This is a genomic window from Kribbella sp. NPDC056861, from assembly GCF_040687575.1.
Classification (GTDB): domain Bacteria; phylum Actinomycetota; class Actinomycetes; order Propionibacteriales; family Kribbellaceae; genus Kribbella.
Window position 1 is genome coordinate 250528 of record NZ_JBFBNQ010000001.1, and the last position, 14637, is coordinate 265164.

Below are 14637 nucleotides of genomic sequence, written 5' to 3' on the forward strand. Positions count from 1 at the left end.
GGAGCTTGCGATGGGGTCAGTCCGCCGCGTCATCTCGATCACTCTGGCCGCAGGTTTGGCGGTGACTCCCGTCGCCGCGGCCGCCAGCACCCCGCAGTACGACGGGTTGATTCGCGTGAACCAGCTCGGCTACTCGGGCGCGGCGGGTGAGGCCGCGTACCTGATGACCACGCAGGCAGCCGCCGGAGCGCGGTTCGAGGTCGTGGACCGTCGCGGCCACCGGGTGCTGAGCGGGCGGGCCGGGAAGGATGCCGGGACCTGGAACAAGACCTACCAGCACGTCTACAAGCTCGATCTGTCCGGCCTCCGGCGTCCCGGGACGTACCGCGTGAAGGTGTCGGGCGTGCCGACGTCGCCTGCCTTCGAGGTCGGCCCCGACCGGCGGCTGCTGAACGGCGCGAAGGACAAGGCGGTCACGTTCTTCACCGAGCAGCGCGACGGCGCGAACGTGGTCCGCGGCTCGCTGAACCGCAAGCCCGCACACCTCACCGACCGGGCCGCATCGGTCTACGACTGGCCGACCTTCGCCGGTCCGGACACGGACCAGACGGTCGGCGAGCTGCGCAAGACCGGTGGCCCGGTCGACGTCGAGGGCGGCTGGTACGACGCCGGCGACTACCTCAAGTTCACCCACATCGCGGCCTACTCGGAATCGTTGCTGTGGGCATCGGCCCGGGATGGCCGGTGGCCGGATCCGACGCTGCTGAAGGAAGCCCGGCACGGCCTGAACTGGCTGGACAAGATGTGGGACGAGCGGACGAAGACGCTCTACATCCAGGTCGGCGCCGGCACCGGCAACGTCGAGGAGACCTTCATCGGCGACCACGACATCTGGCGCCTGCCCGAGGCCGACGATCACGACAACGCCCCTGGCCACCAGTTCATCAAGAACCGCCCGGTCTTCCGCGCCGCCGCTCCCGGCAAGCCGATCAGCCCGAACCTGGCCGGCCGCACGGCAGCAGCATTCGCCCTGGCAGCACAGGTCGAAGCCCGTACTTCGCCCGCTCGCGCCCGCCGTCACCTCGAGACCGCCGCCGCCATCTACGCTCAGGCGCAAACCACCAACGTCAAGCAGTTGGTGACCTCGCTCCCGTTCGCGTTCTACCCGGAGAGCAACTGGCGCGACGACCTCGAACTCGGCGCCGCCGAACTCGCGCTCGCCGCCCAGAAGCTGCGTGACCCCCGCGCCCGCGGCTGGCTCAAAGCCTCGGAGTACTGGGCAGGGGAGTACCGCAAGCACGAGGCGGGCGGCGACACCCTGAACCTGTACGACGTAAGCGCTCTCGCACACGCCGACCTGATCCGCGCCGCCCGTGCCGACCGCCGGGTGCCGGTCAACGTCAAGGCGCTGGAGAGCGATCTCCGGGCCCAGCTGGAGATCGGGGTGAAGCGGGCCGCGGCAGACCCGTTCGGCGCCGGCGCGCAGTACGACAACTTCGATGCCGTCCCGCACGCCTTCGGCCTGGCCGCGACCGCACGCCTCTACCGCACGGTCACCGGCGACCACCGCTACGACGCCTTCGGCGCCGGCCAACTGAACTGGAACTTCGGCGCCAACCCGTGGGGTGTCTCCTTCATGGTCGGCATCGGCGAACCCGCGGAACGCTGCCCGCATCACCAGATCGCCAACATCGTCGGCCGCCCACTGATCGGCGGCGTCGTCAACGGCCCGAACTCGGCCGACCTCTTCGAGGAGGGCCTCGGCGACAACCTCGACAACATGAAGCCCTGCCCGGCCAACGGGGTCGACGGTTTCGAGCAGTTCACCGGCCGAGGCTCGCGCTACGTCGACGACGTCCGCTCCTGGCAGGCCTCAGAACCAGCCGACGACTTCGCGGCGATCGCGGTCTATGCGCTGACCCGCTGAGTCACAGGGGCGAGACTCTGGCTCCTGCCTCGGCCAGGATCGAGCGGAGCCAGAGGTGCTCGGGATCGCGGTCGTGCATCGGATGCCACCACAAGGCCTCCACCAGCGGGATGACGTCGAACGGGCACGGCAGCGCCCTGACCTCACCGGTACGCGTCAACCGGTCGGCCAGATGTCCTTGGACCAGGCCGATCCGGTCGGTGCCGGCGATGAAGGCGGGCAGTGCGACGAAGCTCTCGACCACGACCTGGACGTTCGGCTGCACTCCGAGCGTCTTCAGCTGCCGGTCGGCGGGGGTGAAAGCGGTGGACGAGTTGTAGGTGAGCACCCACGGCAGGGTGGCCAGATCGTCCATCGTCAACGCGTCGCCGACCTTGGAGTTGCCGGCGGCAACCAAACAGACCCAGGTGTCGCGGTAGAGATCCAGGTGCGGCATCTCCGACAGGAAGCCGTGCGGGAACACCAGTCCGTCGACCTCGCGCAACGCCTCACCCGCCGACTCGATCACCGCGGGAGTCTGGTGCTGGAACCGCAGCCGTACGCCGGGCGCGCGGTCGGCCAGCAGTTCGGCGATCAAGGGCCCGAGCAGCGTCATCGGGTAGTCCGAGCCCAGTAGCGTGAAGTCTCGCCGTGAGGTGGCCGGGTCGAAGGCAGGCTCACTCGCGAACACCCGCTCGGCGTCGCTGAGCGCGACTCCGACCCGCCGCCGCAGGGTGACGGCGAGCGGAGTGAGCTCGTAGCTGTTGCCGACCCGGGTGAGCAGTTCGTCACCGAAGTGCCGGCGGAGCCGCGCCAGCGAAGCGCTCAGCGCCGGCTGCCCCAGCCCCAGTGAGGTGGCCGCCCGGGTGACGCTGCGCTCCCGGAGCAGCGCGTCGAGCGGGATCAGCAGGTTGAGGTCGAGGTTGGTGATGCGCATCACGGCTCCAAGGTATCGATGCCGCTGATATTCACCATCAGCAGTTTCGGCTTCCGTGATTGTCCGGCCGAGTCGAGAGTGGTGTCCAGACCGACTCTCATCGCCGACGAAGGAGGCCGCGCGCGTGGCTGACACCGATGCTCCGATCGGGTTCTGTCTCGGTACGTTCCGGGCCGGTGCCGAGACCCCGGAGTTCGCCGGGCTCGTCGTGGGTGACCGGGTGCTGGAGCTTTCCGCGCGATTCCCCGCCGCGACCGTGCGAGACCTGCTCGAGGACTGGGACGCTGTCCTTCCGGTCCTGAGCCGGCTAGCAGGTGCCGACGGCAACTGGCTGGAGCTCGGCGTTCTCGACGTACGGGCTCCGGTAGTTCCTCGGCAGGTGCTGCAGGCCGGGGCGAACTACCGCACGCACGTCATCGATCTCGCTGTGAAGCATGCGGAGATCACCCCGGAACGGACCGTCGAGCAGGTTCGGGCGGAGACGGCCGACTTGATGGACCGCCGCGCGGCCACCGGTACGCCGTACTTCTTTCTCGGCCTTCCCACTGTGATCGGCGGGCCGTTCGACGACGTCGTACTCCCGGCCTACTCCGAGCAGCACGACTGGGAGCTGGAGCTGGCGGCGGTGATCGGGCGCCGCGCGTTCCGGATCGACCGGGAGCACGCGCTCGACCACGTGGCCGGGTACACGATCGTCAACGACCTGACGACCCGCGATCTGGTCTTCCGCCGTGACATGCCGGAGATCGGCACGGACTGGTTCCGCGCGAAGAACGCGCCGGGGTTCCTGCCCACCGGTCCGTTCCTGGTGCCGAAGCAGTTCGTCGCCGACCCCGGGGACCTGCGAGTGAACCTGACGCTCAACGGCGCGACGATGCAGGACGAGTCGACCAAGGACATGATCTTCGACGTCGCCACCCTGGTCGCGGCGGCCTCCCAGACCGTCGAGTTGTTACCGGGAGACCTGATCCTGACCGGCAGTCCGGCCGGCAACGGCATTCACTACGGTCGGCTGCTACGCGCAGGCGACGTGATGGAGGGCTCGATCACCGGCGGCGACTCGTTGTCGCTCGGCACCCAGCGGGTTCGGGCGGTGGCGCCATGACCGCGGTCGACTCCGTGCTCGTCGTCGGTGGCGGACCGGCCGGTACCGCGGCAGCGATCCTGCTCGCCGAGGCCGGTGTCGCCGTCGACCTGGTGGAACTCAAACCGGACGTGACGGCGGTCGGCAGCGGCATCACGGTGCAAGAGAACGCTCTACGCGTACTGCGTGACCTCGGCGTGTGGCCTCAGATCGAACGGGCCGGTTACGGCTTCAGCAGCTTCTGTCTGCGGGCCCCTGACCAGCACGGGACCCTGTTGTTCGAAGTACCGGCGGTGCAGACCCCGTCGGGCCTGCCTGCGACGGTCGGCATGTACCGCCCGGATCTCGCCCGCATCCTGGTCGAGCGCGCCAAAGGGTTGGGCGCCAAGCTCCGCTTCGGCGCCACCGTGACCCGGCTCGAACAGGATGGGGCCAGTGTCGAGGCAACCTCTTCGGACCGCGGCGTTGGACGCTACGACCTGGTGATCGGCGCCGACGGGGTCCGGTCGACGGTCGGTGGTCTGATCGGGATCCAAGCGCAGCCCAGACCGACGGGGATGGGCATCTGGCGGGCCTTCACCTCGCGCCCGGCGTCAGTCACCCGGACCGACCTGTACTACGGCGGCGCCGCCTACATCGCGGGGTATTGCCCGACCGGAGAGGACTCGCTCTACGCGTATCTGGTCGAGGACGCGCAGGATCGCAACGCCCTGTCGCCGGACGAACGCCTGGCCGTGATGCGCGGACTGGCCGAGCACTATCACGGCCCCTGGGACGACATCCGCGAGCGGCTGACCGATCCGGAGCGGGTCAACTACACCTGGTTCGAGACTCACCTGGTCGACGGGCCGTGGAATCGCGGCCGGGTCGTACTGGTCGGGGACGCCGCGCACAGCTGTCCGCCGACTGTCGCCCAAGGCGCCGCCCTTGCCTTGGAGGACGCAGCGGTACTCGTTGAGCTGCTGCTGGCCGCCGACACGGTCGACGACGAACTGTGGGCCGCCTTCACCAAGCGCAGGCTGGACCGGGTACGGACTGTCGTGGACGCCTCTGTCCAGCTCGGGCAGTGGCTGCTCGACGGCGAACAAGGCGACGTGCCAGGTCTGATGCGGACCGTCGCCGAGACCGTAGGTAGGCCGGCATGAGTACGGCGGCCGGGCCGGTCATCGATGTGCATGCCCACGTGATCGTTCCCGAGGTAGAGGCAGTGGTCGCAGGGCAACCGGGTCTTGAGCAGCACCGGGCGCTTGACCTGCGCCGCAATGGTGCGGAGTCGGCTGCCATCTCAGGTCGCATGGTGGGGGAGCGGATCCCGAGGCTCACCCAGGTCGAGCCTCGGCTGGCCGACATGGATGCCGCCGGCGTCGACGTACAGGTTTTGTCGCCCTCGCCGTCGCAGTACCACTACTGGGCTGATCCCGAGCTGGCAATGACGATCGCGCGATCGGCGAACCGGGGTGTCGCCGCTGTCGTCGCAGAGGAGCCGGCGAGATTCAGTGGACTCGGACTCGTGCCGCTGCAGCACCCGGACCTGTGTGCGTCCGCCCTGGACGACGCGCTCGGGCTGGGCCTGCGTGGGGTGGAGATCTCGTCTTTCGCGCCAGGGATCGAGCTTTCCGACGCTAGGCTCGAACCGTTTTGGGCGCGTGCTGCCGCGACCGGCGCGATCGTGTTCCTGCATCCGTTCGGCTGCTCGCTCGACGAACGGCTCGACCGGTTCTATCTTTCCAACACGGTTGGTCAACCGGTCGAGAACGCCGTGGCGCTGTCCCACCTGATCTTCGCCGGAGTGCTCGACCGGCACCCAGGGCTGCGGATCATCGCGGCCCACGGCGGCGGCTACCTGCCCACCTTTCTCGGCCGATCCGACCACGCCTGGCAGGTCCGGCCGGAGGCGCGTGGTTGTGCCGAACTCCCGAGCAGCTATCTGCGACGGCTGTGGTTCGACTCGCTGGTCCACACCCCCGAGGCGCTCCGCGCGCTGGTCACGGCTGTTGGCCCCGACCGGGTGGTGCTGGGCTCCGATCACCCGTTCGACATGGGCGTCGTCGACCCAGTGGCACGGCTCGTCGCGGCCGGTCTGTCCGACGCCGACCAGTACGCCATCCGCACCGGGAACGCCGAGTTGCTCGGCCTAGCCCCAGCCCTGACCGAGGAGTCCGCATGACCGCGCCCGTACGCCGCCTGATCACCCACCTGCGCCACGTCGATCTCGGGGTGGAGGACCTCGCTACCGAGCGAAACTTCTACACCGGCCTGTGGGGGCTGACCGAGGTCCACAACGACTCCGGGCTCTCGTTCCTCGCCGCCGAAGGCTCACCCGAGCAGTACGTCGTACGGCTGCGTCAGACCACCGACAAGCGGATCGACCTGATCGCCTTCGGTGCCGCCACCCCTGCCGATGTGGACACGCTCGCCATGACGCTGGCGCGCGACGGCGTCCCGCTCGTCTCCGAGCCAAGCGCCGTGAGCACACCGGGTGGCGGCTACGGGTTCCGGTTCTTCGACAACGAGGGCCGTACGGTCGAGGTCTCGGCCGACGTGGAGTTCCGGACGCACCGCAAGATCGAGGAGCGCGAGTCCATCCCGGTCAGGCTCTCGCATGTCGTGGTGAACTCCGCCGACCCGGAAGGCACGGTCGCGTTCTATCAGCGTCACCTGGGTTTCGGGCTGTCCGACGTACTGACTCATCCGCACATGGGCAACATGATGTGGTTCCTGCGCTGCAACGACTGGCACCACAGCTTCGCCGTCGCGCGCTGCCCGCATCCCTCGCTGCACCACGCTTCGTTCGAGTTGCGGGGGATCGACGAGTACATGCGTGGCTCCGGACGGCTGATGCGGGCCGGTGTCGAGAAGCTGTGGGGGCCGGGCCGGCACAAGGCGGGGAACAACACCTTCTCCTACTTCCTCGACCCGCTGGGCAACACGGTCGAGTACACCACCGAGCTCGAGCGGCTCGACGAGGACACCTGGCATCCGAGCCTGCACGACTTCACCGACCCCGAGGTCTCCGACCAGTGGGGAACCGCGAACAGGATGGACGAGTTCGTGGCCAAGAAGTCCTTCAACGACCCGGACAAGGGTCTGTTCCTGGCCCCGCCGGTCTGATGCGCGTCGCAACTGTTGCCGATGGCACTGATATCCGGAGCGGCGTGGTCGTCGGCGCGGAGCTGTACCGATTCCCCGCCGGTACTACGGTCGTCGACCTGCTCCGGTCGGGCACGCTGTACGACGCCGGCGCTGCGGCCCGCGAGCGCGGTGACACCGTCGCGTTGGCCGAGGTGCGTCTGCTGCCGCCGGTGGAGGCTCCGACGGTGCGGGACTTCGTCGCGTTCGAAGAACATGTCGAGGGCATGGTTGCCGCGGGCAATGCGGTGGTGCCACCGGAGTGGTTCGCGGCGCCGACCTTCTATTTCACCAATCCGTACGCCCTGGTTGGATCGGGGGCCGAGGTCGCGGTACCGGCGGGGTGCCGGTTGCTCGACTTCGAGCTGGAGGTCGCGGCGGTGATCGGTACCGCGAGTCGCGATCTGTCGGCCGAACAGGCGCGCGAGCACATCGCGGGGTACACGATCTTCAACGACTGGTCCGCTCGCGATCTCCAGTTCCGGGAGATGAAGGTCAACCTCGGGCCGTGCAAGGGCAAGGACTTCGCCTCGACACTCGGGCCGGTTCTGGTCACCGCGGACGAACTGGAGCCGTATCGCGACGCGGACGGGTTCCTGCGGCTCGCGATGACGGTCGAGGTGAACGGGCGCGAGATCGGCCGGGACCTGCTCTCCAACATGGGGTGGCCGTTCGAGGAGCTGGTCGCCTATGCGTCCCTCGACGCGGAGGTCCGGCCCGGCGACGTACTGGGATCCGGCACATGCGGCAACGGCGGATGCCTGGCCGAGCTGTGGGGGCGAGGCAGTGCCGGTGACCCGCCGGCCCTGGTGCCCGGTGATGTCGTGACGATGACGGTGGAGGGCATCGGGACGATCACCAACACGATCGTCGAGGGGCAGGAATCCCGGCCGATCGCCCCGGCCCGGCGGCGTCCACGCGCTCGTCCGTGAGTTCTCTCCTACCGCTGATCGGAGTTGCCGGATGACCACCCGCCCGACCGCTGAGCCACACGTCGAAGACCTCGGCGGCGGCCTGTTCGCCTACATCCAGCCTGATGGCAGCTGGATGATCAACAACACCGGCTTCCTGGTGGGCTCCAACGGCGTGGTCGCGATCGACTCCTGCTCGACCGAACGGCGTACCCGCGCCTTCGTCGACACCGTCGCCGGCCTCAGCCGCGATCCGATCCACACCTTGCTCAACACCCACAGCCATCCCGATCACACCGCGGGCAACGGCTGGTTCCCCGGCGCGACGATCGTCGCCCACGAACGCACCCGCGCCGACCTGCTCACCGCCCGGACCCTGCCACCGCTGGAGGGCATCTTCGAATCGGTAGCCGAAGGCGACCTCCCCTCAGCGCCACCGTTCCTGACCTACACCGACGGCATCACCCTGTGGGTCGACGACCTCCGCTGCGAGGTCCGCCACGTTGGCACCCCCGCCCACACCACGAACGACTCGATCCTCTGGATCCCGGACCGATCGATCCTCTACGCGGGCGACCTGCTCTTCGCGGGTGGTACCCCGTTCCTGCTGTCCGGCTCGATCGCCGGCGCCATCGCCGTCCTCACCGAGGTGATCGCCCCACTCGGCGCCCGGACGATCGTTCCCGGCCACGGCCCGCTCTGCGGCCCCGAAACAATCTCCGCGACCCTCGGCTACTTGCGCTTCGTCCAGGACCTGGCTTCCCGCGGGATTGACGCCGGCCTGTCCGCACTCGACGCCGCTCGCGAAACAGACCTGGGCGAGTACGCCGGCTGGAGCGAACCGGAGCGAATCGTCGGCAATCTCCACCGCGCCTATGCGGAGGTGCGAGGCGCTGCGCCGGGAGCGCCCATCGACGTGCCGGGCGCCTTCCGGGACATGGTCACCTACAACAACGGCAAACCGTTGACCTGCCGGGCATGAGAACAGCACCCGCCCAAGGGACGGGTGCTGTCTTGATACCTCAGTTCAGGTCGAGGCCTGGGTACAGCGGGTGCTTGTCGAGCAGTTCTGCGGAAGCAGCGCGGACCTTGTCGGCCACGCCGTCAGCAAGCACGTACTTCGCCTTGGATGCGGCGCCGGTCGAGGTCGACGTCGGGGTGACGCTGGACAGCACGTCCACCATCAGCTCAGCGACCTTGTCGAACTCGTCGCCGCCGAAGCCGCGGGTGGTCAGCGCTGGCGTACCGATCCGGACGCCGGAGGTGTACCAGGCGCCGTTCGGGTCGCGCGGGACCGCGTTGCGGTTGGTGACGATACCGGCGTCGAGCAGTGCCGACTCGGCCTGGCGGCCGGTGATGCCGTAGGACGAGACGTCGAGCAGGACCAGGTGGTTCTCGGTGCCGTCCGTGACCAGCTTGACGCCACGCTTCATCAGGCCCTCGGCCAGCGTGACGGCGTTGTCGGCGACGTTCTGCGCGTAGGTCTGGAAGGACGGCTGACGTGCCTCGGCCAGGGCGACGGCCTTGGCCGCCATCACCTGGCTGAGCGGGCCGCCGAGGACCATCGGGCAGCCGCGGTCGACGGCGTCGGCGTACTCCGGCTGGCACAGCACCATGCCGCCGCGCGGGCCGCGGAGCGACTTGTGGGTGGTGGTGGTGGTGACGTGCGCGTGCGGGACCGGGTCGAAGTCGCCGGTGAACACCTTGCCGGCCACGAGTCCGGCGAAGTGCGCCATGTCGACCATCAAGGTGGCGCCGACCTCGTCGGCGATCTCGCGCATCTTGGCGAAGTCGACCTTGCGCGGGTACGCCGAGTAGCCGGCGATCAGGATCAGCGGCTTGAACTCACGGGCCGTCGCGGCGACCTTGTCGTAGTCCAGCAGGCCCGTCTCCGGGTCGGTACCGTACGAGCTCTGGTGGAACATCTTGCCGGAGATGTTCGGCCGGAAACCGTGCGTCAGGTGACCGCCGGCGTCCAGCGACATGCCGAGCATCTTCTGGTCGCCGAGCGCCTTGCGCAGCTTGCCCCAGTCCTCGTCGGACAGGTCGTTGACGTGCTTGGCGCCGACCTCGGCCAGCGCGGGCGACTCGATCCGGTGCGCCAGGATCGCCCAGAAGGCGACCAGGTTGGCGTCGATGCCGGAGTGCGGCTGGACGTAGGCGTGCGGCGCGCCGAAGAGCGCTTTCGCGTGCTCGGCCGCGGTCTGCTCGACGGTGTCGACGTTCTGGCAGCCGGCGTAGAACCGGTGCCCGACGGTGCCCTCGGCGTACTTGTCCGAGAGCCAGTTGCCCATCGTCAGCAAGGTCGCGGGGGAGGCGTAGTTCTCACTCGCGATCAGCTTCAGCGAGGAGCGCTGGTCGGCCAGCTCGGCCTTGATCGCGCCGGCGATGGTGGGTTCGACCGCACCGATCACCTCGAGCGCGTTGCGGTACGCGGCCGACGCGGCGGCGGCGTCGAAGGGTTGAGTCATCTTCGTCTCTCTCCTGAGGTCGCACAGGGTTCACCTGTGACAAGGTCGCGGCACCCAGGCGCACGGTGCCAACGGTCTTTTCGCTCCCCGGTGGTCGATCCCACCTCAGCGCCAGTCGCGACCCGGTAACCCTAGCGTGTGGAGCGCCGCGCTAGAGGACACGGTCGATGATCGGACCGTACGGCGTGGTGCGCGGCAGCGTGCCGAACACGCCACCCCAGTCGCCGGCCAGCCGGGACGCGACGAACGCGTCGGCCACCTCGGGCGTCGAGTGCCGCACCAGCAGCGATGCCTGCAGACACGCGGCCATCCGGGCAGCGAGTCGGCGAGCACCTGCTTCGGCGCCTGCGAGGTCAGAGAGCGCTTCCAGTACGTCGGTGACTGCAGCGTCCAGCCGATGGTCGGCACCTCGCGCCGCGCCGACCTCGAGCAGCCAGGCTTCGAGCGACTCGGGGCGCCGGAGCGCACGCAGTACGTCGAGGGCATTGACCGTGCCGGAGCCTTCCCAGATCGAGTTCAGCGGCGACTCGCGGAACAGCAATGGGAGACCGCTCTCTTCGACGTACCCGTTGCCGCCAAGGCACTCCAGCGCCTCGGCGACCAGGAACGACGTGCGCTTGCAGACCCAGAACTTGGCCAGCGGCAACGCGATCCGGCGGAATGCGGCGGCCTGCTCGTCGCCTGCCAGCGAGGCGTCGACGGCCGCGGCGAGCCGCATCGAGAGAGCGGTTGCTGCCTCGCTCTCGATGGCGAGATCCGCGAGCACGTTCTGCATCGCGGGCTTGTCCTTCAGCAGGCTGCCGAACGCGCTGCGGTGCGCCGTGTGCCAGGTCGCCTCGACCAGCGCCCGGCGCATCAACGCTGCCGAGCCGAGCACGCAGTCGAGCCGGGTGGCGGCGACCATCTCGATGATCGTCCGGACGCCGGCACCCTCGTCACCGAGCCGAAAGCCGACCGTGTCGGTGAACTCGACCTCGCTGGACGCGTTGGACCGGTTGCCGAGCTTGTCCTTCAGCCGCTGCAGGGCGAACACGTTCCGCTTGCCGTCGGCAAGGACCCGCGGGACGACGAAGCAGGTCAGGCCGTCCGCTGCTTGGGCCAGGACGAGAAACACATCGACCTGCGGCGCGGAGCAGAACCACTTGTGCCCGGTGAGCCTGTACTCGCCGTCGCTGCCGGTCGGCGTGGCGGTGGTCAGGTTGGCCCGTACGTCGGAGCCGCCCTGCTTCTCCGTCATCCCCATCCCGGCCAGCGCGCCGGCCTTCTCGGCGGCGGGCAGCCGGCGCGGGTCGTACTGCGAAGCGGCGAGGCGCGGGATCCACTCGTCGGCGAGCTTCTTGTCCGCGCGGAGAGCCGGCACGGCGGCGTACGTCATGGAGATCGGGCAGCCGTGGCCCGGCTCGACCTGGGACCAGACGTAGAAGCCGGCCGCGCGGGTCAGGTGCGGTGACTGTTGGTCACTGGTCCACGGTGCTGCTTGGAGGCCGAAACCGACGGCCTTCTCCATCAGCCAGTGCCAGGACGGATGGAACTCGACCTCGTCGACGCGATTGCCGTAGCGGTCGTGCGTACGCAGTACGGGGGAGTTCTGGTTGGCCGGGAGGGCGTGCGAGAGCGCTTCCTCGGAGCCGGCCAGTTCGCCGATCGCGACCAGTCCCGCAGAGTCGTTCAGGTCAGCGAACGGACGCAGAGAGTCACCGAGTGCGGTGTCCCGCGTGAAGAAGTTCACCCCTTGCAGTGGGGGAGCCTGATTCGTTACAGCGTTTGGGTCCGCCATGTCAGTACGGTAAGCGGTATGGCACGCTCTGGGTCCGAGACCTCCGTCTCATTGCAATGGGCCCGTCGAATCCCCGGCACCACGTGGCGGCTGCTGACCCAGACGGTCGGCACCTGTCTGCGGTACCGGGTCACCGGCCTGGCCGCGGAGGCGGCCTTCTTCGCGATCCTGTCGCTGCCGCCGCTGATCTTCGGGCTGGCTGGCAGCATCGGTTTCATCGCGAACGAGTTCGACCTGGAGACGATCGAGGACGTCAAGATCCAGATCATCCAGCTCGCCGAGCGGGCGCTGACCGCCGACTCGGTGCAGCAGGTGATCGTGCCGACGCTGGACGACGTGCTCGGCAGCGGCGGCCGGTTCGACGTGATCTCGATCGGTTTCGTGCTGGCCCTGTGGTCCGGCAGCCGGGCGCTGAACGTCTTCGTCGACACCATCACGATCATGTACGGGATGGGCGGCCGCCGCGGCATCGTCCGGACCCGCGCCCTGTCGTTCACCCTGTACTGCGTCGCGCTGATCATCGGCGTGATCGTGCTGCCGCTGGTGCTGGCCGGTCCGAACGCGGTCGACGACCTGCTGCCGGCCCGGGTGGACTTCCTCAACCAGCTGTACTGGCCGGTGGTGACGATCCTGTCGGCCGGCTTCCTGAACACCCTGTACCACCTGTCGGTGCCGGTGCGGACGCCTTGGGTCTCTGATCTGCCGGGATCGTTCCTGGCGCTCTCGATCTGGATCCTGGGCAGCTTCGTCCTGCGCTGGATCCTGCAGACCACAGTGGGCGGGACGTCGATCTACGGGCCGCTGGCGGCGCCGATCGCGGTGCTGATGTGGCTCTACATGACGGCGATCGCGGTGCTGATCGGCGCGGCGCTCAATGCGGTGGTGGACCGGATGTGGCCGCACAAGTCCCGCAAGGACCCCGCCGATGCCACCGAGCCGGTGATGAAGGCGGACTCGAAGACGCACCACGAAGAGGAGATCGCCCCGGACGACGAGCGGCCCGAGGTCAAGATGGCGAAGGCCGTGGAGGCCTTGGGGCAGCCCAAGGCACCGGCCGTTCCCTCGGCGCCGGTTGTTCCCAAAGCGCCCGCGGCCCCGGTTGGACCTGTGGTTCCCGCAGTGCCCGCGGTTCCTGAGGAGGCTGCTCCGGTCGAGGAGACGGCTGAGGAGGAGTTCGAGGTCGAGGTCGAGCGGCAGCTCAAGCCGGTCGGGGAGCGGAAGCCGGAGCCGGTGGGAAAACCCAGTGCGTCGAGTGAGTCCGACGACCTAGGCTGAGGACACCAAGACCACGAACCTGGAAGGGAGATGACGCCGTCATGACCTTGGATCAGGCCCTCGGGCCGGTTGTCTCCCACTTCGTCCGTCCGCTGAGCTGAACTCGCGGCCGGACCTCCGGAAAGGTTCGTCGCCAAGATGTCAGCAGAACTTCAGGCCCTGGGGCTCGACTCCCCGACGGCCGACTACCTCGCAAGCCTCTCCGGCGAGCTCGTCCCGGGCCGCCTGGCCCGCGTGGACAAGGGTTTGTCGACCGTTCTCACCGAGGACGGCCCGGTGCGCGCCAGTTGGTCCGGCGCGGTACTCGCCGCGATCGCCGCCGATTCGCAAGCAACACCCTGCACCGGCGACTGGGTCGGGTTGCGCCGCTGGCTGGACGACCGCATCACGGTCGAGGCCGTCGCCCCACGCAGTACTGCGATCGTGCGGGCCGAGGTCGGCGGTAGTTCGCGCGGCCAGGTGCTCGCGTCCAACATCGATGTGGTCGCCGTCGTGGTCGGGTTGCACCCGGAACCCAACATCGGACGGATCGAGCGCTTCCTCGCCCTCGCCTGGGAGAGCGGCGCGCGGCCGGTCGTAGTACTGACCAAGGCTGACCTGGTAGTCGACGCTGACACCGTCGCCGAGGATGTGGCGACTGCTGCACCCGGTGCCGACGTACTGGTCTGCAGTGCGACCACAGGGGAGGGCCTGGAGGCTGTCAGGGCGCTACTGGACGGCAACGCCACCATGGCGCTTCTGGGGACCAGTGGGGCCGGTAAATCGTCCCTGGTGAACGCACTGGCCGGTGTCGAGCTCTTGGACGTCCAGGCGATCCGTGAGGACGGCAAGGGCCGCCACACGTCGGTACGCCGTGAGCTGATCCTGCTGCCCGGCGGGGGAGTAGTCATCGACACGCCTGGGCTGCGAGGCATCGGCCTGCAGGAGGCAGGTGAGGGGTTGTCGGCCGCGTTCCCCGACGTGACGGCATTAGCCGACCAGTGCCGCTTCAAGGACTGCGTGCACGTGACGGAGCCCGGGTGCGCAGTACGGCAGGCGCTGGATGACGGCAGGTTGCCGATCAGGCGCTACGAGAGCTGGGTGCGCCTGCAGCGGGAGGCGGCGTACATGGCTCGCCGTGCCGACAGCAGACTCCAGGCAGAGGCCCGCAAAGCCTGGGTTCGCCAGACCAAGGACTACCGCCGGGACATCAAGCCCCGCCCTTGAG

At 68.7% G+C, this 14637-nt stretch carries 12 protein-coding genes and 1 riboswitch; of the genes, 9 read left to right on the forward strand and 3 right to left on the reverse strand.

Annotated elements, in window-relative coordinates; translation table 11 throughout:
* Positions 1–10 precede the first annotated feature (10 nt).
* Positions 11–1867, forward strand: coding sequence for a glycoside hydrolase family 9 protein (locus tag AB0P21_RS01060; protein WP_363692793.1), 1857 nt, complete (start codon positions 11–13; stop codon positions 1865–1867).
* A 1-nt stretch (position 1868) separates the two neighbouring features.
* Here AB0P21_RS01060 and AB0P21_RS01065 read toward each other — a convergent pair whose 3' ends face one another.
* Complete coding sequence (locus AB0P21_RS01065) at positions 1869–2783, reverse strand: LysR family transcriptional regulator (RefSeq protein WP_363692794.1); 915 nt, start codon at positions 2781–2783, stop codon at positions 1869–1871.
* Between the two features lie 124 nt (positions 2784–2907).
* On the opposite strand from AB0P21_RS01065, the gene AB0P21_RS01070 reads away from it, so the two are divergent.
* The 6 genes from AB0P21_RS01070 to AB0P21_RS01095 are packed head-to-tail and all read left to right on the forward strand — an operon-like array spanning position 2908 to position 8889.
* Positions 2908–3888, forward strand: coding sequence for a fumarylacetoacetate hydrolase family protein (locus tag AB0P21_RS01070; RefSeq protein WP_363692795.1), 981 nt, complete (start codon positions 2908–2910; stop codon positions 3886–3888).
* A complete protein-coding gene (locus AB0P21_RS01075) occupies positions 3885–5012 on the forward strand; it encodes an FAD-dependent monooxygenase (protein ID WP_363692796.1) in 1128 nt (375 codons plus the stop codon). Before AB0P21_RS01070 ends, AB0P21_RS01075 begins: the two co-directional genes overlap by 4 nt.
* Positions 5009–6034, forward strand: a complete 1026-nt coding sequence (locus tag AB0P21_RS01080; protein ID WP_363692797.1) for an amidohydrolase family protein — start codon at positions 5009–5011, stop codon at positions 6032–6034. Before AB0P21_RS01075 ends, AB0P21_RS01080 begins: the two co-directional genes overlap by 4 nt.
* Positions 6031–6978 carry a VOC family protein gene (locus tag AB0P21_RS01085; RefSeq protein WP_363692798.1) on the forward strand — a complete coding sequence of 316 codons (948 nt, stop codon included), beginning with the start codon at positions 6031–6033 and terminating at the stop codon, positions 6976–6978. Before AB0P21_RS01080 ends, AB0P21_RS01085 begins: the two co-directional genes overlap by 4 nt.
* A complete protein-coding gene (locus AB0P21_RS01090) occupies positions 6978–7928 on the forward strand; it encodes a fumarylacetoacetate hydrolase family protein (protein ID WP_363692799.1) in 951 nt (316 codons plus the stop codon). The genes AB0P21_RS01085 and AB0P21_RS01090 overlap by 1 nt, the downstream gene beginning before the upstream one ends.
* Before the next feature lie 31 nt (positions 7929–7959).
* The gene (locus AB0P21_RS01095; RefSeq protein WP_363692800.1) at positions 7960–8889 is read left to right on the forward strand and encodes an MBL fold metallo-hydrolase; all 930 of its coding nucleotides are present in this window, start codon (positions 7960–7962) and stop codon (positions 8887–8889) included.
* A gap of 40 nt (positions 8890–8929) precedes the next feature.
* On the opposite strand, the gene AB0P21_RS01100 is transcribed toward AB0P21_RS01095, so the two are convergent.
* Positions 8930–10378: a glycine hydroxymethyltransferase gene (locus AB0P21_RS01100; RefSeq protein WP_363692801.1), complete on the reverse strand. Its 1449-nt coding sequence runs from the start codon at positions 10376–10378 to the stop codon at positions 8930–8932.
* 45 nt (positions 10379–10423) lie between these two features.
* Positions 10424–10507, reverse strand: a riboswitch (ZMP/ZTP riboswitch).
* A 22-nt stretch (positions 10508–10529) separates the two neighbouring features.
* Positions 10530–12155, reverse strand: coding sequence for an acyl-CoA dehydrogenase family protein (locus tag AB0P21_RS01105; RefSeq protein ID WP_363692802.1), 1626 nt, complete (start codon positions 12153–12155; stop codon positions 10530–10532).
* 18 nt (positions 12156–12173) lie between these two features.
* Here AB0P21_RS01105 and AB0P21_RS01110 point away from each other — a divergent pair, with 18 nt between their 5' ends.
* Together AB0P21_RS01110 and rsgA are read left to right on the forward strand one after the other, a co-directional pair.
* The gene (locus tag AB0P21_RS01110; protein ID WP_363692803.1) at positions 12174–13430 is read left to right on the forward strand and encodes a YihY/virulence factor BrkB family protein; all 1257 of its coding nucleotides are present in this window, start codon (positions 12174–12176) and stop codon (positions 13428–13430) included.
* Positions 13431–13568: 138 nt separating this feature from the next.
* Entirely contained in the window at positions 13569–14636 is a 1068-nt protein-coding gene (gene rsgA, locus AB0P21_RS01115; protein ID WP_363692804.1) for a ribosome small subunit-dependent GTPase A, read from the forward strand.
* Position 14637 lies beyond the last annotated feature (1 nt).